Source organism: Butyrivibrio sp. VCB2006, assembly GCF_000420945.1.
Lineage (GTDB): Bacteria > Bacillota > Clostridia > Lachnospirales > Lachnospiraceae > Butyrivibrio.
The window spans coordinates 17,596-38,183 of sequence record NZ_ATVX01000004.1; the positions used below are offsets into that span (position 1 = coordinate 17,596).

At 42.8% G+C, this 20,588-nt stretch carries 16 protein-coding genes; all 16 read right to left on the minus strand.

What is annotated here, in order from left to right; translation table 11 throughout:
* Positions 1 to 437: 437 nt before the first annotated feature.
* The gene (locus G613_RS0104385; protein ID WP_029231499.1) at positions 438 to 5,027 is read right to left on the minus strand and encodes a PolC-type DNA polymerase III; all 4,590 of its coding nucleotides are present in this window, start codon (positions 5,025 to 5,027) and stop codon (positions 438 to 440) included.
* Between the two features lie 26 nt (positions 5,028 to 5,053).
* Positions 5,054 to 6,109: a flavodoxin-dependent (E)-4-hydroxy-3-methylbut-2-enyl-diphosphate synthase gene (gene ispG, locus G613_RS0104390; protein WP_029231500.1), complete on the minus strand. Its 1,056-nt coding sequence runs from the start codon at positions 6,107 to 6,109 to the stop codon at positions 5,054 to 5,056.
* A gap of 209 nt (positions 6,110 to 6,318) precedes the next feature.
* Positions 6,319 to 7,371: an RIP metalloprotease RseP gene (rseP, locus tag G613_RS0104395; RefSeq protein WP_029231501.1), complete on the minus strand. Its 1,053-nt coding sequence runs from the start codon at positions 7,369 to 7,371 to the stop codon at positions 6,319 to 6,321.
* A gap of 44 nt (positions 7,372 to 7,415) precedes the next feature.
* Positions 7,416 to 8,558: a 1-deoxy-D-xylulose-5-phosphate reductoisomerase gene (locus tag G613_RS0104400; RefSeq protein WP_029231502.1), complete on the minus strand. Its 1,143-nt coding sequence runs from the start codon at positions 8,556 to 8,558 to the stop codon at positions 7,416 to 7,418.
* 177 nt (positions 8,559 to 8,735) lie between these two features.
* Positions 8,736 to 9,560, minus strand: a complete 825-nt coding sequence (locus G613_RS0104405) for a phosphatidate cytidylyltransferase (protein WP_029231503.1) — start codon at positions 9,558 to 9,560, stop codon at positions 8,736 to 8,738.
* 17 nt (positions 9,561 to 9,577) lie between these two features.
* Complete coding sequence (locus tag G613_RS0104410) at positions 9,578 to 10,297, minus strand: isoprenyl transferase (RefSeq protein WP_029231504.1); 720 nt, start codon at positions 10,295 to 10,297, stop codon at positions 9,578 to 9,580.
* 89 nt (positions 10,298 to 10,386) lie between these two features.
* Positions 10,387 to 10,938, minus strand: coding sequence for a ribosome recycling factor (gene frr, locus G613_RS0104415; RefSeq protein ID WP_029231505.1), 552 nt, complete (start codon positions 10,936 to 10,938; stop codon positions 10,387 to 10,389).
* A gap of 31 nt (positions 10,939 to 10,969) precedes the next feature.
* Positions 10,970 to 11,665 carry a UMP kinase gene (gene pyrH, locus G613_RS0104420; RefSeq protein WP_029674534.1) on the minus strand — a complete coding sequence of 232 codons (696 nt, stop codon included), beginning with the start codon at positions 11,663 to 11,665 and terminating at the stop codon, positions 10,970 to 10,972.
* A gap of 19 nt (positions 11,666 to 11,684) precedes the next feature.
* Positions 11,685 to 12,710, minus strand: a complete 1,026-nt coding sequence (locus G613_RS0104425) for a polymer-forming cytoskeletal protein (RefSeq protein WP_029231506.1) — start codon at positions 12,708 to 12,710, stop codon at positions 11,685 to 11,687.
* Positions 12,711 to 12,740: 30 nt separating this feature from the next.
* On the minus strand, positions 12,741 to 13,727 hold the full coding sequence (locus G613_RS0104430; protein WP_029231507.1) for a polysaccharide deacetylase family protein: 987 nt from the start codon (positions 13,725 to 13,727) through the stop codon (positions 12,741 to 12,743).
* 114 nt (positions 13,728 to 13,841) lie between these two features.
* Positions 13,842 to 14,522: a hypothetical protein gene (locus G613_RS0104435; protein WP_029231508.1), complete on the minus strand. Its 681-nt coding sequence runs from the start codon at positions 14,520 to 14,522 to the stop codon at positions 13,842 to 13,844.
* Positions 14,523 to 14,656: 134 nt separating this feature from the next.
* Positions 14,657 to 16,276: a DUF5722 domain-containing protein gene (locus G613_RS0104440; protein WP_029231509.1), complete on the minus strand. Its 1,620-nt coding sequence runs from the start codon at positions 16,274 to 16,276 to the stop codon at positions 14,657 to 14,659.
* Between the two features lie 41 nt (positions 16,277 to 16,317).
* Positions 16,318 to 17,067: a tRNA pseudouridine(38-40) synthase TruA gene (gene truA, locus G613_RS0104445; RefSeq protein ID WP_029231510.1), complete on the minus strand. Its 750-nt coding sequence runs from the start codon at positions 17,065 to 17,067 to the stop codon at positions 16,318 to 16,320.
* 83 nt (positions 17,068 to 17,150) lie between these two features.
* A complete protein-coding gene (locus tag G613_RS0104450) occupies positions 17,151 to 18,338 on the minus strand; it encodes an NAD(P)-dependent oxidoreductase (protein ID WP_029231511.1) in 1,188 nt (395 codons plus the stop codon).
* Positions 18,339 to 18,505: 167 nt separating this feature from the next.
* Positions 18,506 to 19,078, minus strand: coding sequence for an ECF transporter S component (locus tag G613_RS0104455; RefSeq protein WP_029231512.1), 573 nt, complete (start codon positions 19,076 to 19,078; stop codon positions 18,506 to 18,508).
* 62 nt (positions 19,079 to 19,140) lie between these two features.
* The gene (gene rlmD / locus G613_RS0104460; protein ID WP_029231513.1) at positions 19,141 to 20,562 is read right to left on the minus strand and encodes a 23S rRNA (uracil(1939)-C(5))-methyltransferase RlmD; all 1,422 of its coding nucleotides are present in this window, start codon (positions 20,560 to 20,562) and stop codon (positions 19,141 to 19,143) included.
* Positions 20,563 to 20,588: the final 26 nt, after the last annotated feature.

A 20,588-nucleotide genomic window follows, 5' to 3' on the forward strand; every position in this document is an offset into this window, starting at 1 on the left:
TACATATCTAGCTCTGGTATTACTTTATTTTTCACTTGTAACACCAAAAGGACTTCTGATCTAACTTTGATATTACTTTATTTTTATCTAGTAATACCACAAGAGTCTCAAATCTGGATTTGTCATTACTTTTCATTTTTCTTGTAATACCAACAGTTACTCAGCTCTAATTTTGTTATTACTATTATTTTTTCTTGCAATACCAAAATAACATCCTATTCAATTCTGTTATTACTTTAGATTTTTCATGTAATAACAAAGGTTCTACTCATCTAGCTTTGGTGTTATTTCTTTTCACCACTAGTACCAAGGCTCTTTCAGCTCCACATTTGTTATTACTATAGTCAGCATCACCAGCTAATCGCCAACACTTCACCAACTATCTGTCAGCAACTCTTCGCCTAGAACAAAGTAATTGATAAATAAAATATTCCAAATTATCTCATCAAATCAAACAAGCTGATCTGGTTGGAGTCAGGCAGATCTCCGAGAAGTCCCATATCGGCCATCTTCTCGATAACACCCTGAGGGCACTTGGTTCTCTGGCGGAAGTCATCCTTGGAAAGGAATGGGCCGTCCTTGGCAGCTTCCACGATCTGGTCGGCAGCCTTTTCACCCATGCCATCGATACTGGTAAGAGCAGGCATGATCTTATCTCCGATAACCTGGAAGTCTCTTGACTTAACCTTAAATATATCAATAGGCATGAATTCAATGCCTCTTTCGTACATCTCTTCTACAAGTCTCATGTCGCCGTACTCTGCCTGCTGAGCGTTAGTAAGCTCATCTTTTCTGTTCTGATAGTCACGCATGATTGCATGAAGATGGTTTTCTCCAAGGCACATGTGCTCGTAGTTGAAGGCCTTAGCTCTGATACTGAACCAGGCTGCATAGAATGCCTGAGGTACGTATACCTTGAAATAAGCAATTCTCCAGGCCATCATAACGTAGGCCGCAGCGTGGGCCTTAGGGAACATGTACTTGATCTTTTCACAGGACCAGATGTACCAGTCCGGTACGCCATGGTCAATCATGTCCTTCTTCCATTCAGGCCAGTTCTTCTCTTTGCCGCCGGCAACCTTACCCTTACGTACTGCCTCCATGATCTTGAAGGACTCAGACTTATCAAGGCCCTTCTGGATCAGGTAGATCATGATATCATCTCGACAACATATGCAGGTATCAATTGTAGCTGTACCTTCCTGAATAAGTGTCTGTGCGTTACCAAGCCAAACGTCGGTACCGTGTGACAGACCGGAAATTCTGATAAGGTGCGACAATGAAGATGGTCCTGCATCGATAACCATCTGCATAGCAAAGTCAGTACCAAACTCAGGAAGTCCCAAGCATCCAAGCTTGGTGCCTCCAAGCTGTTCCGGTGTAACATTAAGAGCTGTAGTATTCATGAAAAGACTCATTACGTTCTTGTCATCCAAAGGAACCAGCTTAGGATCAAGGCCCGTGCAATCCTGAAGGAATCTGATCATGGTAGGATCATCATGTCCCAGAATATCGAGTTTAAGAAGGTTGTGGTCAATTGAGTGATAGTCGTAATGTGTTGTAATAGTAGCTGTAGTCATATCGTTGGCAGGGTGCTGAACAGGACAGAAGGAATTGATATTCTCTCCCACCGGCAAAACTATGATTCCACCGGGGTGCTGACCTGTGCCACGTCTTATGCCGGTACAGCCCTGAACGATTCTGTTTATTTCACTTTTTCTTTTGCTGGAGCCTATTGAGTCATAGTACTTCTTAACAAAGCCGTAAGCTGTCTTATCTGCAAGTGAAGCTATAGTTCCGGCTCTGAAGGTCTGTCCGTAGCCAAAGATAACCTCTGTATACTTATGGGCCTTGGACTGATACTCACCGGAGAAGTTAAGGTCGATATCAGGCTCCTTGTCTCCCTTAAATCCAAGGAAAGTTTCGAAAGGAATATCAAAGCCATCCTTGTACAGCATAGTTCCGCACTTAGGACATCTCTTGTCAGGCATATCGCAGCCTGAATTACCACCAAATGCCAAAACTTCTTCCGAATCAAAATCCGAATACTTACACTTAGGGCACACATAGTGAGGACTAAGGGAATTAACCTCTGTAATACCCGAAGTGAACGCAACGAAAGATGATCCAACGGAACCTCTGGATCCTACCAGATATCCGTCCTCATTGGACTTCCAAACCAGCTTTTGAGCAATGATATACATAACCGCGAAACCATTCTTAATAATGGAATTCAGCTCTCTTTCAAGACGCTCCTGAACAATCTCAGGCAGATTCTCTCCGTATATTTCATGGGCCTTGTCATAGCAGATCTTGGTCAGGATTTCATCACTGTTCTCGATGACAGGGGCACACTTGTCCGGACGAACAGGAGAAATACTGTCGCACATATCCAGGATTTTCCTGGTGTTGTCGATGACAATCTCCCTAGCCTTATCTCCGCCAAGATAGTCAAACTCAGCCATCATCTCTTCCGTAGTTCTCAGGAAAAGAGGTGCCGGCTCCTCGTCGTCCATACCCTTTCCGGCCATGATAATTGTCCTGTAAATCTCATCTTCAGGATTAAGAAAATGAGCGTCACAGGTTGCTACAACAGGCTTATTAAACTGCTCTCCAAGCCTTACTATTTCTTTATTGATTTCTCTGATATCGTCATCAGAGTTAATATCTTCATATCTCTCAGAGCCAACCATGAAGTGGTTATTGGCAACAGGCTGAATTTCAAGATAGTCATAGAAATTCACAAGACCTGCGATTTCTTCCGGTGGTCTTCCCTCAACAACTGCGCCATAAAGTTCACCCGCGCAGCATGCACTACCAATAATAAGACCTTCTCTGTACTTCATCAGTTCGCTCTTAGGAATAAGAGGGAATCTTCTGAAGTAATCTATATGAGACTTGCTGACAAGAGTATATAGATTAACTCTTCCAAGTGTATTCTTGGCCAGAATAATGCAGTGGTTAGGGCGAAGGTGTCTGATCATCTCCGGGGTTGGTTTACCCAGGATATTAACATCAGTCAGATTCTGGGCCTTCTGCTCTTTGAGCATAGGAACAAACTTGTTGAAAATAAGGGCAGTACACTCTGCATCATCAACAGCTCTGTGATGGTGGTCAAGAACTACATTCAAAGTCTTGGCTACCGAATCAAGAGTGTGCTTGGCATGCAGTGGGAAGAAATACCTCGCAAGCCAGAGAGTATCTACTGTTGTATAGTCAACGTCAATTCCAAGTTCCTTACAGTTCTGGTTAATAAAGCTGATATCAAAGGCTACGTTATGTCCAACAAGAACCGCGCCCTCACAGAACTCCACAAACTTAGGAATAATAACTTCCCTGGTCGGAGCATCCATAACCATTTCATCTGTAATGCTTGTAAGCTTCTCGATTCTATAAGGAATTGGCACCTGTGGATTGATAAACTCAGAGAATCTCTCTACAATCTCACCGTTTTTTATCTTAACGGCGCCAATCTCAATAATCTTGTTTTTAATAGGAGAAAAACCTGTTGTCTCGATATCAAATACTACAAAGGTAGTATCATCAAGGGGCTGTCCCTTGTCATTAACAACAATCTCCTTAAGGTCATCTACAAGATAAGCCTCTACACCAAGAATTAGTTTAAAGAAATCCTGCCTCTCGATAGGTGGCTCACCGGCCTCTTTTCTTCTCTTACACTCACCTGAATAAAGATCTTCCCAAACATGGTTAGCATCGGTAAGAGCCTGCACTACGCCGTGGTCAGTAATGGCGATTCCCGGCATTCCCCACTTATAGGCCTGCTTAACAATGTCTTTTACCTCGGAAACACCGTCCATATCACTCATCTTGGTATGGCAGTGAAGCTCAACACGCTTAACCTCTGCGTTATCTTTCCTCTTGGTTGTAAAGTCAGGAATTTTCTTGACTCCCACAACAGACTGGATAGAAAGCTCATGGTCGAACTTATCTACCGCTGCGATTCCCTTAACCTTAACAAAGGCACCCTTCTTGACTTCCTTGGTAATTTCAGGGGCATCCTCAGTCTTGATGAACATCTTAACTGTGATGGAATCAGTAAAATCAGTAATATCAAAAATAAGAATACTCTTCTCATTTCTGATATCTCTCTGCTCAAAGGCTGTAATCTGCCCGTGAATAGTAACTTCTCCAAGCTCTCCCACCAGGTCAACCAGCTTCATTACTTCGTCATCGAAGTCTCTTCCAAAGATAACATCAGGATTATCACTCTTTTTGAAGCCACCGCCAAAGTCTCTTCTTCCGGTCCATTTTCCTTTTCCGGCAAAAGAACTCTTGGCACCCTCTGCAGGTGAAGGAGCTGCTGCCCCCTGTCCGTTTCCTGCATTAGAACCTGCACTGCTTGTCTTACCGGCTCCGGCTGCCGCAGCTTTCTCTGCTTCTTTTGCAGCCTTCTTTTCTTCTTTTTCTTTTTTCTTCTCAAGCGCTTCCTGCTCAACAGCCTCAAGTTTCTTAGCCATTGAAGCTGCTTCTTCGGAATAATCGGGTTCTGTTTCTTCTTTTTCTACCTTAACAAACTCAGGAGAAATTACAGCAGTAAGGCCGCATCTCTCATTGATGATCTTGGACAATACCCTCATAAGGTCAGGAGCTTTTTTCTTGCCGACAACAGTGTCCTCAAGCTTAATTACAATATTGTCCTCATCTGGGTAAGAAAACTGAGCAGCACGAAAAAGACTATATTCCATATGGTCATAGTCTTTAAGTTCCATCTCTATACTCTCTCTGTACAGATCAATAAGATTTTCCGGAGTGTACTGGGCTGATAAGCTGAACTTTTCGTAAATCTTGACTGTAAGGTCCTGATTGCCAAAAAGCTGCTTCTTGATACCTGACTCTGTTTTGAGAATGTCTGTCTTATCTATCAGCTTGTTACTGGAAATATATATTCTAATAAAATCCTGCTTCCTTGTGGTAGACACCTTCTCAACCATGGTCTGTTCCATGATTTCCTTGGTGCCTGCATCCAGCTTAAGCGCAGGAAAGACATCAAAAAATTGCTTACTCATTACTTCCCCAATAAATCAAAACTTTTTCACTTCCAATTGTCCAGTTCTGCTTTCAGCGCACCTAAAAGCTCGCTCTCAGGCATTTTCCTGACAATCTCACCCTTCTTGATAAGAAGACCTTCGCCATCGCCCCCTGCGATTCCTATATCTGCTTCCTTGGCTTCACCTGGGCCATTTACTGCACAGCCCATAACTGCAACCTTAATATCAAGAGGATACTTCTGAACCATGGTCTCAACCTGGTTAGCAAGGCCGATAAGATCAATCTTGGTTCTGCCACAGGTAGGACAGGAAACAACTTCTATTCCGCCCTTTCTAAGCTCCAGGGTTCTCAAGATAAACTTAGCGGTCTTGATCTCTTCTACAGGATCTCCTGAAAGAGATACTCTGATAGTGTCACCGATTCCCTGGCTTAGAATAATTCCAAGTCCAACAGATGACTTGATATTTCCGCCATAAAGTGTTCCTGCCTCAGTAATTCCTACATGAAGAGGATACTGGCACTTCTTGGCAAGAAGCTCATGGGCCCTAGCGCAGAGCATAACATTTGAAGACTTGATGCTGACAACCATGTTGTCGTACCCAAGATCCTCAATAATACCAATCTTATCAAGAGCGCTCTCTACAAGGCCCTCTGCAGTTACTCCGCCGTACTTTTCAACAAGGTCTTTTTCCAAAGAACCGCTGTTAACGCCAACTCTGATAGGGATATTCCTCTCCTTGGCACAGGATACAACAGCTGCAATTCTGTCCTTGGCTCCGATGTTTCCGGGATTAATTCTGATCTTGTCAGCGCCATTTTCCATAGCAGCAATAGCCATCTTATAGTCAAAATGAATATCAGCTACAAGTGGAATACTGATCTGTTTCTTAATCTCTTTTACCGCCTTGGCAGCTTCCTCAGTAGGAACTGTACATCTGATGATCTCGCAGCCTGCTTCCTCGAGCCTGTGGATCTGCTCTACAGTTGCCTTAACGTCCTCAGTCCTTGTGTTAGTCATGGACTGGATGAGGATTGGATTACCACCACCAATGACTCTGTCACCTATATGAATAACCTTTGTATTATCTCTGTATGCCATAATTGCCTCCAAAAATATCTCTCATATTACTTATCACTACAGTTACAAGGTAGTTACGGATTGTTCCACTTCGTTCTCACAATCCTAGAAATAATTCGAAAATCGATCCGCTCATTCTTCGCGTATCTTTTTTTCTCATTATTTCCTATCTATCAAATGTCATATCGATATTGCATGTAAACATGCATATCGTATGCCACTTGATAGAACTACCTTGTGAATTTCGTAATGTCGTTAAACAGCACAAATACCATTAGTCCCAGAAGTGCCACCATTCCGATCATGTGCACAAATCCCTCTTTTTCCGGAGGAACAGGTTTACCGAATATAACTTCAATGAACTGGAACACAAGTCTGCCGCCGTCAAGAGCCGGAATCGGTAAAAGATTCATAACTCCCAGGTTAACCGACAAAAGAACTGTCAGAGACAGCATAGTCAGCACCACAGCAGAAACTCCGTAAGGCTTAACCTCTTCATAGGTATCGTCCACCATCTTGACCATGCCCACAGGACCAGAAACATCGTCCTTGGACAGACGTCCTTTGAACAAAAGCGCAAGGCTTCTATAAGTTGCCTTGAAATAGTATCTAACCTCATACCAGGCATACTTAAGAGCCGCAGGGCCTCTTACTTCGCCATACTCTCCAAGGTAAATGCCCATGTAGTATCTGCCTGCTTCTTCGCTGTACTTGGGCTGAAGAGTTGTTGTGTATCTCTGACCGTCTCTCTCATACACAATCTCCATAGGACTTCCCTCTGCAAACTGCGAAATAAGAGTAACTTCTCCGGCCATGTACACTTTCTCGCCGTCAACACTGATAAACTTATCCCCAACCTGCATGCCGGCCTCTACAGCTGCTGAATCCTCAGTCATGTTGCTGATAACAGGAAAATCCCAGGTTGAAAAGCTTACCAGAATAACAGCCAGAATATAAGCAATAATAAAGTTAGCAAATGGTCCCGCAAAAAGAGTTGCTATTCTGCGCCAAACAGGAGCATTCAAAAACGAACGCTCATCGTAGTTTCCCTTCTCCTCTGCAATAGGATCCATGCCGTCAAATACGCAGGCACCGCCGATTGGAAGAAGCTTAATGCTATAGAGGGTCTCGCCCTTCTGCTTTTTCCAGATTGTTGGGCCCATTCCGATAAAGAACTCGTTAACTCTGATGCCTCCGGACTTAGCCACAATGAAATGGCCGAACTCATGGGAGGCTACCAGAACTCCGAATATTATAAAGAATATAAGTATGCTTACTATCATGTTTCTCCTAATTGTCAGTTACTTAATGTGTTTTAATATGATGATCAGTTTCTAAGGTAATCGTATGTTTCCTGCTCTGCCGCAAGGATTGCAGCAACGTCAGGATTATCAATTCTCTTATGGTGATTCATAGCTCTTTCTATCATGTCATAGATCTCAAGGTACTTGATGTCGCCCTTGAGGAAAGCCTTAACCGCCATCTCATTGGCCGCATTAAATACAGTCGGCATGCTTCCGCCGGCGTAGGCTGCATCAAAAGCGAGCTTAAGGCCTCTAAAGGTATCTGTATCAGGCTTTTCAAAGGTAAGGCTATGAAGCTCAAACAGATCAAGTCTCTTTTCCGCCATAGGTCTTCTGTCAGGGTAAAAGAGCGCGTACTGAATAGGAAGCTTCATATCAGGCACACCAAGCTGCGCAATAACGGCTCCGTCCACGTACTGAACCGCACTGTGAACAATACTCTGAGGATGTACCACAACCTGGATATTATCAAGGCTCACGTCAAAGAGCCATCTTGCTTCCATAACTTCAAGTCCCTTATTAACAAGAGAAGAAGAATCAATTGTGACCTTAGGTCCCATATCCCAGTTAGGGTGCTTGAGAGCATCAGCCGCAGTCATATTAGCAAGCTCTTCTCTCTTCTTGCCTCTGAATGGGCCGCCGCTGGCTGTTAAAAGAATCTTCTCAACCTTGTCCCTTGGTTCTCCGTTAAGAGACTGGAAAATAGCACTGTGCTCACTGTCTACAGGAAGAATCTGAACCTTCTTGCTGGCAGCAAGAGGCATAATGATGTGGCCTGCGCAAACCAGTGTCTCTTTATTGGCAAGAGCGATATCTTTGCCGCTCTCAATTGCTCTGATTGTAGGCTGGATACCGATCATACCGACAACAGCTGTAAGAACCGTATCTGCTTCCGGCACGGAAACGATCTCAAGAAGGCCTTCCATTCCTGACATTACCTTGATTCCAAGGTCTGCGATTCTGGTCTGAAGGTCTGTTGCAGCTGTCTCATCGTACATGCAGACATACTTAGGCTTAAACTCACGAACCTGAGCCTCAACCTCCGCTACTCTCCTATTAGCTGCAAGTCCCACTACTGTAAGCTCGTCAGGATTGTTTCTGACAACATCCAAAGTCTGAGTTCCTATAGAACCTGTAGAACCCAAAAGCACTATATTTCTATGCATAATATCTCCTTTTTTACCACAAAATCTTTATATCAAAAGCCTAATATTATCATCAAAAAATCTATAATCGGACAAAGTATACTATATCACTATAGCCATCTTTTTCCTAGTCGCAGAAAGAATCCAAAGGGCGAAAAAATCCCTCTAATCCTAAGATTAGAGGGAAAAATAATTTCTTTATTTAATCATTGGCCCAAGTACTGCCGCCAAGAAATATATACAAGGGATTACAAAAATTACACTGTCAAAGCGATCCATTATTCCGCCATGACCGGGAATAAGCTTACCGTAGTCCTTGATATCGTGATCTCTTTTTATACCGGATGCAAGAAGGTCTCCAAGCTGAGCAATTATGCTTCCTGCGAATGTGATAACCGCAAATGCAATGATAACACTCACATCAAGAGCTTCTCTGTTATAGATTATGTAACCCATTATGATTCCTACAATCACAGAGCCCACAACTCCGCCGATTGCCCCCTCGATGGTCTTCTTGGGGGATAGCTTGGGAGCCAGTTTGTGTTTGCCAAAGGCTCGTCCCGAGAAATATGCACAGGTGTCACATACCCAGGCAATAAATGGAATCCATGCAAGGTACTGTCCGAACGGTCTTATCCTCAGAAGATAGACAAAAGACATATTCACAGGAGCATACACAAAGCAAAAGAACGTTGTAATTGCCATTGTTGCAGTAAACTTAGGGAAGTTTACCACATAGCACACCATTATGAGGAAAAACGCAAACATAATAGAAAAGATGTAATATCTATAGTCTCTCACCAGGATCATCTGCACATAGTGAACAATTATAGATATGTATCCGCACAGTTCAAGTCCGTTGCATTTCTGCCCCTGAAGGTGAACTCCGGTTGCCCTTGTAAGCTCAAAAAAGCTGACAAAAGAAACCGCCAGAAGTGTAGCCGCCAGTACGTATCCGCCTGACAAAAGAACTACAGCCAGCACTACACCTATTATTATTCCGCTAATTACTCTAGTCTTCAAATTATATACCAGCCTTATTACTCAGTTTTGAGTCCCCCGAACTTACGGGTTCTGTTGCCATAAGCTTCTACTGCCTTAAGGAGCTGCTCCTTGTCGAAATCAGGCCATGCTACCTCTGTAAAATAGAATTCAGAGTATGCGCACTGCCACAGAAGATAGTTGGAAATACGCTGTTCATTGCAGGTTCTGATAAGAAGATCAGGATCCGGAAGGTAATTGGTATCCAGATTCTCAGCTATCATATCCTGTGTAATATCCGCAGCAGCTATCTCTCCTGCCTGAACCTTTTCTGCTACCTTGCGGACTGCTCTGGTTATCTCATCTCTACTGCCGTAGTTAATAGCTATTGTAAACGTAAGTCCTGTATTGCCGGCAGTTGCTTCCTCAAGTTCTCTTATCGCATCCTGAATATCAGCAGAAAGAGCACTCTTATCGCCGATAACGCGGCAACGAACATTGTTCTTCATGGACTTCTTGATACTGGTCTTAAGGTAATTACGAAGAATAGTCATAAGTGCAGAAACTTCTGCCTCAGGTCTGGACCAGTTCTCAGTTGAAAAAGCATAGACTGTAAGATATTTGATTCCTATATCTCTTGCATCTACGAGAATATCCTCTACAGCCTTGGCTCCCTGCATATGTCCATAGTTTCTGGGCATTCCCTTGGCCTTGGCCCATCTGCCGTTACCATCAAGTATAATCGCTACATGCTGAGGAATATTTGAATTGTTTTCCATATACTCACCTAATTTAAATCTTTTCTTATAAAAACCTAGTCATGAAATATCAATCATAGCGAAAGATATTTCATGACTGTCATAGTTTTTTATACTGTCATTACTTCTTTGTTCTTTTCTTCTACAGCTGCATCAATGTCCTTGATGAACTTATCTGTGATCTTCTGAAGCTCATCATTAAGATCATTGATCTCATCCTCAGATACGTCTGTTCCCTTAAGCTTCTTGAAAGCTTCGTTACCATCACGACGTACGTTTCTAACTGCAACCTTGGCATCCTCACCCTTCTTGCGGATGTCCTTGGTGAGCTGTTTACGACGTTCCTCAGTAAGCTCTGGGAATACAAGTCTTATTACAGTGCCGTCATTACTTGGTGTAATACCAAGATCAGACATCATGATCGCCTTCTCAATGTCCTTGATAAGGGTCTTGTCCCAAGGAGCAATCTGGATAATTCTTGCTTCAGGAACTGAAACGTTACCTACCTGCTGAAGTGGTGTAGGTGTTCCATAATAATCAACCTTAATCTTATCAAGTACGTGAGGGTTAGCTCTTCCTGCGCGGATAGAAGCAAGGTCCTCTCTAAGGAAATCATATGATTTCTGCATTTTATCGTTATAAACTTTTACTTTCTCATTCATACCGGATTCCTCCTATTAAACTCTAGTAGTATTAATCAGTTGTAACTGTTGTTCCATTAAACTTGCCGGATGCAGCATTTACTATGCTGTTCTCTTCCTGAAGAGCAAAGACTCTCATAGGAACCTTGTTGTCTCTGGCAAGAATAGAAGCTGTCATGTCCACAACCTGAAGATTATTGGCAATAACCTCATTTATTGAAACAGTATCATATCTCTTTGCATCAGGATTCTTGGCAGGGTCACTATCATATACCCCATCAATAGCCTTAGCTAAAAGAATGTAATCTGCCTCAACTTCGATAGCTCTCAGTACAACACCTGTATCTGTTGAGAAATATGGATGTCCTGTACCGCCTGCAAAGAACACTACCATATTCTTGGCAAAATACTTGTTAGCCCTGTCCTTGGAAAAGAGCTTTGTAAAGGAACCACATTCAAAAGGTGTAAGTATATTGGTCATCATGCCCTCGCTTCTGAAAATCTCAGAAACGTAAATACAGTTCATGATTGTAGCAAGCATTCCAATCTGGTCAGCCTTGGTACGATCGATATTCTCGCTTGTACGACCTCTCCAGAAATTGCCGCCTCCGATAACTATACCAACCTGTGTTCCGTTATCAACAAGCTGTTTAACCTGCAGCGCAACCTTTCTGACTGTCTCCTCATCAAAGCCAGTCTTCTTGTCGCCCGCAAGGGCCTCACCACTGAGTTTTAATAAAATTCTCATAACTTTCTCCGACTATTTATTATCTATTTTTGAGTGTCTCAAAGAACTCTGATGGATTAACATCAGCATATGCCTGTGAGCACATACCTTCGATAACCGCACCATTGTTGATCTGAACTGACTGGGACTTAATGTTACCCATTACAATTGCTGTTGTATCAAGAACTACAGGTCCGTGAACATCGATGTCACCCTTTACAGCACCGGCGATAACTGCGCTTGAACCAAAAATGTTACCTACGATAACTGTGCTCTGGCCAACCTTAACGCTGCCCTTACTTCTAACTTCTCCGGTAATTCTTGCTGACTCAGCATAAATCTCTGCTGCATCTGAATCGCCTGAAATCTCGCCTGTTACATTGAGCTTACCAAGGCACTTGATGTTACCTGTTACCTTACCGATAAGATCAAGTGATCCTGTTGTCTGAAGGTCACCTGTGATGACCATACCTTCTGTAATGCTAGCTGTCTCATCTGTTGGTGTCTGCTGTTCAAAATCCATAGTTTCATATCCCCCATTATTTGAATTATTGATTGTAGATGCAGATTCCTCTGCAACATATCTCTCTACAGGCTCCTGCGCAACGTAGGTTTCTTCTACTGCGGCGCTAATTGCCTCAAAGCCTGACTGTGGCTGTGAAACCTCTGTTTCAGCCTCGGTCTGCTCCTCAATCTTTTCTTCAAGTTCCTCAAGTTCAACCTCAGCTGCAGCCTCAGCCGCTGCGCTCTGCTTGAGTTCAGCCATTACGTCAAGTGCGCTCTTAGGAGCTTCCTCTTCCACTACCTCTTCAGCAACCTCCTGTGGCTCCTCAACTTTTTCCGGCTCCTCGGCCTCGTTTGTTTCCCCGCCAATTTCCTCAAGTTTGATATCGTCAAGCTTGTTGAGCATGCTGTCGATATCTACCTTTTCAGATTTGTCCCCGCGAGTGAAACCTTCCCCATTCTTGTCACTATCAAGAGCAGCTGTCTCGTCTGCCTTGTCATCAGGCATGAGAGTGTTGACAGCCTGTGAAAGGTCATTCTTCAGCTCAGAAAAAAATCCCATCTTGATATCCTCCATTCACTATAAATCTTATTATTTGATATGTTGAACCGGTAACGTATCGTCTGTTATCGGATATATCACTGTGTCATCCATTGCCTGGATAGCCTCTATTATCTCCGGCAGAGCCTCAACTGTAGCCTTCTTGTCTGCTGCATCATGCATCAGTACTACGCAGTGCTTGAACCTTGGAATATTCTCCACAATGTTGTTGTATATTGTGGTCTTGTTGGAACCGGCTCTGTCATCACCGGCAGAAACATTCCAATCAAAAAATGTAATATCGCTATCATTAAGGCAGTCAACAAGCTCCTTCATATCAACTGTGCTGACATTGTTGGAACTGCCTCCCGGGAATCTATAGTACTTGGCCCAGACTCCGGTGGTCTCATAAAGGAACACTCTAAGTTTATCAAGATCAGCCTTGAAAGAAACCGTTGAGTCATATATCACGTTGTACTTGTGACTGTAGGAATGCATACCTAAAGTATGTCCCTCGTCAACAATCCTCTTGTACAGATCTGTATATCTGGCATCAGGCTTACCACATACAAAGAAAGTAGCCTTCACATCATACTCTGCAAGGATATCCAAAATCTCTGCGGTAGAAGAACTCGGTCCATCATCAAATGTAAGATACACGTACCTTGTTCCCTCGATGTCCTCGGGATTCTGCGCACCGCTGACATCAACATTGGCATAATCCACATCCATGTTGACAGGCTCTTCCACAGACCCGGCTTCACCGGCTGCATCCTCCACAGATGCATCAGCCTGCGCCTCTGCTTCCTGAGCAAAAATCTCCATCTCTGTTCCATACCGTTCCCGGTACCAGGAGAGGTCTGCCCTGCTCTGGTCAAGATCGCCCTTAAGTCTGTCATATTTAATTGCAAGGATAATACAGATACATGTTGGAATAAGACAAGAAGCAGCAACTGTCGCAACAATCAGCCTTCTCAAACACTGAATTCGCTTACTATAAACTTTCCCCTTTTTACTGGTCTCCTTGTCAGACGTCATTACAATAAATCTCTTTCATTTCAAAATATGTAACCAGTGAATAGTATAGCATAGTTTATGCCCAAAAGGAAAGAGCGCAGGTCTAATTCCTGCGCTCTAAAAAACTACTGATATTTAAAAATCCATTAACGGGTCATTACCTGCTGAAGTATAGGTCAATATATAAGTATCATACTTGGCTGTGTTATGGCCAACCACCTGCGAATTGGTGCTTCCACCATGGAAGGTATATCCTACATCTGCAATATTTACCGTGTCAAATCCAACAGCCTTGCCATTTTTAAGAAAAACTGTTCTGACTCCAACACCCTGAATATCATGTTCGGAATAATTAGTTGCGGATACCTGAAGGCACTCGCCGTTATTCACTGCATCTATATCCACAGAATTGTAAGTACAGTTGTCTGTCTCGCCGACATTGAATGAATACCTAAAGTTTGAAACGCCCTGTATATCTACATTTTTGAACTGTCCATACAGGATAAACTGCTGATCCTTCTTGACTGCATCTGAATAATCCTGAGATTTGGCAACCACATTTCCATTCTTGTCAACTGCAGTAAACTCGGCGTTTATCGTAATATCCTTGCCGGTATTATTAGTAGCAACAACAACATAAAAAGTACACCAGTCATAGCCATCAGGAATAACATACTCATTGTTAACCTTGATATTATCTGCGGAAGGAGCTGCTGCATAGACAGTAAGCTGACCACAATCCAATATGCAGTTCAGTAAAATGAGGATTAAAGACATTGCTAAAGATACCATGACAGAAGTAGATTTTTTCCTCATATAAGGCGCCCTCCAACTAGATTTTTGATAATTTTATTATCCTAGTTTTGGGTTAATTAATCGATGGTATCAGTGGTTATTTAATCCTTTTTTTAGCTTTCTAAAAATTGTATTAAACCCGCACCAGTACTGGGTTAGCGGGCATTCATTTCAGCATTCCAGTTGGCTATTCCCATGTACGCAGCTGCCTGTTGTACATAGGTCCCACCATTAGCTCCATTCATCTGCTTGAAGACCTCGAAAGCCAGTTTTCTTCTGCCATTCTGGTCTGTCAGGCCTACGGAAAGCCCCTGTCTGACCTCAAGAGGGTAATCAGTCTGTCTGTTGAATATGATCATCTTGATATGGCTGTTAGTCATAGCCCTCTGATACGCATAAACCATGGCATATGCCTGAGCCTCCTCGCCTTGAGTTGAGGAATAACCTATCTCAGTTAAAAGAACAGGTCTGACATTTCCCTTAGTATTGCGCATTTCAGGAAGTGAAAGATAATCTGTCAGCTGCTCAATATTCTGCATTGACAGATATGGAGTATTAATATTGTGCTGGATCATAGCTGCAGCTGTCTCATTCTTTGGAGTCCAGAAGCTTGTCCAGGTCATAGGATAGTTGTAAGGATGCTCAGCAACGGCCCAGTCAAAATTACCCTGAGCTTTAGCCACAGCATTTATAGCTTCTATCATACTTCTTGCTGAATAATAAGATCCAGGATTATGTACATGTGTCCAGTTCTGATCAAGGCTGATGCAAACTGTGGCATTTGAGTTCTTACTCTTGATTGCGTTATAACACACTCTCAGAGAATCCACATAGAGCTGCGCATAGGTAAGCTCATCGGAAACTGAAGAGTAATTCCATACGTTCTTGGCATTAACCTCATTGGCAACAACCCAGTTATCTACCTGTCCAAAACCATTACGACCGTTATATCTGTTTGCCAGGAAAGAAACAACCGCCTCAAGATACTCAAGGCCCTTCTGCTCTGAAGTATTCATCATATAGTAGTTACTTCTTCCTATGCCACCTCTTGAAGAAGGAGAGATCATAAATTCCTCTCCCTTGGCGTATGGGTTCAAAAGAACCATTGTAAGGCCAATACCCTGATTTGATGTTGTTCTTACGCAGTGATCGTACTGTGAAAGCTTTACTGAGTCAAAGCCGTATACTTTTCCGTTGTAAGAATACTGAACCGCACCATTACCGCCGATTACGTCCTCCAGGTTAATATTGTAAGCAGCCTGCTGAACGCCAAGTTCAACAACTTCATTGTTGCCGTTTCCAATCTTGGCACCGTCAAGGATAATTCCCTTTTTGCCATTATTCTTGGCTGCTACTGCTGTACCGAGAACTTCAGGATTTGTAATGTACCTTGGATTGGTAACAGGCACCATAGAGCCTCCCTGAAGAACACAAATCTGGAACTTGTCGTAAAGACGGCATTCTGTTGTATTCATACCAAGTGGTACTGAAAAGACAGCATTAGGACCAACAGCTGCTGTCGCTACAGCATTACCGGAAGGGCCATTCTGATAAACCTTCTCAGCATAAAGATAATAGATTCCGTCATCGCTGGCAGGAAGGTCTGATGCAGACGCAACAATGTTTACATTACTACCTCCGATAGTTACGGAATTGATGGCTACAGCACCGGTTCCGGCGGCCATAACGCTAACAGGATTTGTTAAAAAAACAAATGCTATCGCAAGCACTCCTGCTGCAGTCATAAATAGATTTTTGATAAGTTTCTTGTTCATACACACCCCATAAATAATAAAAATATATAGTTACTAGTACCCTAGTAATCCACCTTCATCATGCAGAGTCCCTCAGGTCTCGCCGTAGGCCCTGCTTTGCTCCTGTCACAGGCTTCCAGAATATCTTTTACCCCTTCAGGCGTTATATTTCCATATCCCACCTCCAAAAGAGTTCCTGTCAGGATTCGTACCATGTTCTGCAAAAATCCGTTACCGTGGAAATAGAAACGGATGTAATTGCCACTTTCCTCGATATTGATAGTATCAACGCATCTGACTGTTGATTTCTTCATCTTGTTATTGCCGCAAAAGCTCTTAAAATCGTGCTCACCCACAAGGTACTGAGCTGCTCTCCTCATCTTGGCAACATCAGGTTCTTTATCCAATACCGTAACATATTTCCTGTCAAATACCGGCTTACTTGAGCCATACCAACAGGTATACCTGTAAGTCTTGCCTATAGCATTGTATCTGGCATGAAATCTCTCCGAGCAGGCCTTGACCTCGCCCACGCTTATATCCTCAGGAAGATATGAATTCAAATATGATTGGATTTGCGCCTCAGAAAGCTGCGTATCAAGAACGACACTGGCAGTCATGGCTCTGGCATGAACACCGGCATCAGTTCTGCCCGCGCCTATTAGATTTACTTCTTCATTCCCCTCAGCATTAACCATTCTGTTAAGGACACTTTCAAGCTTTCCCTGAATGGTATCAACGCCGGACTTTTTCTCCCAGCCATGATATCTTGTTCCATCATAGCTGATAACAAGCTTATAATTTTGCTTCATCCCCTACATTTCCAATACAAAAAAATATTGATGCCGCCGGCAAGCAATCGTGGGCCGACAGCACCAATATTATACCTTAAATATCACCTATTTGTCTGCATAAAATTATGCATATCTTCAGCAATTTGTTTAGATACCGCAACAGCAGCAACTACAGTTTTGGCACCTGTAACAACATCACCAGATGCAAATACCCCCGGAATAGTAGTTTCGCCCAATTCATTGGTGGCAAGATTTCCCTTTTCATTGAGCTTAAGGTCTTTTTCCTTGCTGACAATTCTGTCCTGGGGAACCTGAGAAATGGCAATCATGATGCTATCTGCCGGAATAAGCTTCTCCCCATCTTCCGTTTTAAATACAGGGCCATCATCCTCAATTCTCACAATGGACATATTGTATTCGAATTTAACGCCGTCAACCTTGGCGTATTCAAATTCTGTCTTGGAAGCAGATACGGATTCTCCTCTAACATAGACTGTGACATCACGTGATCCGTGGCGTATAGCCGTTCTTGCCACATCCATTGCTGCATTTCCGGCGCCTATTATGGCAACCTTGTCCCCAAGTTCGTATACATCAGGATTATTCAGATAATTGATGGCGTAAAAAACATTTCCAAAAGTCTCTCCGGGAATGCCAAGTTTCCTGGGTCTCCAGGCTCCGGTTCCAATGAAAACACTCTTGTATCCGTCGTTTAAAAGATCCTGTATAGTTGTGGATCCACCTATGGAAAAGTTTGGTCTGAACTTTATTCCCAGCTCTCTCATCTTGACATAGTATCTGTCGAGAATTGACTTTGGAAGCCTGAATTCAGGAATACCGTAGCGAAGAATACCGCCAATCTTATCGTGAGTTTCAAAAACAGTGATTGAATAGCCCTTAAGAGCCAGTATGATAGCAATCGTTATGCCTGCAGGCCCTGCTCCGATCACCGCTGCCTTCATCCCGTTTGAAGGAGCTTTTTTGAGCTCAAGTCTTTCAAAACATGAATCCGATATGTAGTTTTCTATAGACGAAATGTGGACGGGATCCCCTTTTATCCCGCGAACACAATTTCCTTCACACTGATTCTCATGATTGCATACAAGAGAACATACCATAGACAGCGGATTGTTTTCAAACAGCATCTGAGCTGCTTCCATCATCTTATTCTCTTTAAATAGACGTATCATTTCCGGAATGTTGGTGTGAATAGGACACCCATTCTCCCTGCATCTGGGATTTGGGCACTGCAAACAACGGTTTGCTTCATCAATAACGTGTACAGACATAGAATAATCCTCCCTTTTGGACTATTCTATAGAGAATTAAGCTTTAGAAAAACCTAAAATCATGTAAAGATTCTTGCTAAAATTGAAAAAATCATCTGCTACTTTTTTGTCAATGTAGCAGATGATTCATAATAATCCATATTCAATAAATATCCAGTCAGTTGGCTTTAATGCTCATTTTTAAGGAATCTGCTAAGGGCAGCCCAGATGATAAAAGCATACACAAATCCGATGCAGGCTGTAATGAACTGTGTCGTTGAAAACGTAGTCTGAAATACAGGAAGTTTGTTCATAAGAGGGCTATCAGCCGGAATAAATGTAGGCAGAAGCCAAAGTGCTATAGTAAGTCCCATGAACAATCCCTTAAGTAGTGCACAGATCACAGCCTTAACATAACTCTTGATATCACGAAGTCCTTTGCCATTTATAAGGTCTTTTCTCAGAAGGTAATAGGTTGCAACTACAAGCACTGCATTACCTGCCATGATAAGCGGAATAATTAATGGCACAGCCATCATAACCGGAGACGCGGCAATAATATAAGCCGTAACAGGTGTTATAATGCTCAGAACCAGGCCGCTAGCAAGTCCAACAGCTAGAACTGCTATGATCAGGCAGGCATTTATGATCGGTCCTGTAATAAACACGCTCAGGTTCTTAAAAAACTGGCTCACTATGCAGATAGCAAGCAGCGCTGCTGTAATAACGATTTGTCCAGTCCCAAAAACACTCTTTTTCATACGTTTGAATCCTCCTAATTATTTATTCTTAGAATAACACAGCCTCCCCAGGCTGTAACGCATTATTTGGTCAGCAGTACACAGGTCTCTATAGACCTTGTAAATGGGAACATGTCCACCGGCACAGCCTTTTTAACCTTGTATCCGCCCTTGGTGATAAGTTCCAGGTCCCTTGCAAGAGAATCAGGGCTGCAGGAAATATATACGACCTTCTTGGGCGCCAGGTTGATCATGGAAGTGATGAACTCAGGTGTTGAGCCTGCTCTTGGAGGATCCATAAATACCAGATCCACCTTATCCCCCGAATCAGCCATCTGCTGCATAAATCTCGTAGCATCATTTTCATAGAAAGTGATGTTGTTAACATCGTTAATCTTGGCGTTAAGCTTGGCATCGCTTACGGCATCCGAATTAAGCTCAACAGAAATAACCTCTTTAACATGAGGGCTTGCGATGATTCCAATTGTTCCAACACCTGAATAGCAGTCAAGAGCAACCTCATCTCCCTTAAGATCTGCCATCTCAATAGCAGTATTGTACAAAACTTCCTGCTGTATAGGATTAACCTGATAGAAAGACTTAGGACTTATCTTGAACTTCATACCACAGCAGATATCATAGATAAATCCCGGGCCATACATAGGCTTTTCTTTGTCTCCCAGGATCATGCTGGTCTGCTTGTCGTTAACATTAAGAACAATAGTTGTAATCTCAGGATGCTCCTTTAAAAGAGCCTTCACAAAGTTATTCTTGGAAGGGAAAATAGGCGACACTGTTACAAGTACTACCATGATTTCCCCTGTATTCTTGCCTATTCTGATAAGAACATGGCGAAGCAGGCCATAACCATTGTCCTCGTCATAAGTTTTAATCTTAAAGGATTTGAGCATTCCGCGGATTGTGCCAATAATAGCATCTGCTTTCTGGTCCTCTAAAAGGCAGCTGTCGATAGGCACCACGTCATGAGTTCCCTCTCTGTATATTCCGGACAAAGGATTACCCTTTTTATCATGGGTAAATACCGCATGAACCTTGCATCTGTAATGCTCAGGCTCTTCCATTCCCACAAAAGCAGCTACCCTTGTATATGGCTCCAAAAGCTCAGCCACATGGGCATGTTTCTGACGGAGCTGCTTGTCATAAGGTGTATCGATCATCTGACATGCGCCACACTTCTTGAAATATGGGCAGCGGCTCTTCTTGGTATTGCCATTCTCACTGTCCTGGCCAGTCTTAGAATTAGTCTTCTTGTCTACTAATCCTTTTCTAACTGTTTTCTTTCCATTATCAGAATAGCTTACTGATGATTTTTTCTTGGTTTCATCATTTGCTACCCTTTTTTTTGTGCTTTCCTTAAGCCCATCAGTAAAAGAAGCTTTTTCCTTCTTCTCCTTTTTCTCGACTCCGGCACTCTTTGGTACCTTGCCTTTATTCATCTTCTCATTGATTTTCTCAAACTTTTTTACATTCTGATGATATGACATATCTATCCTCTTTTATTCAAACAAAT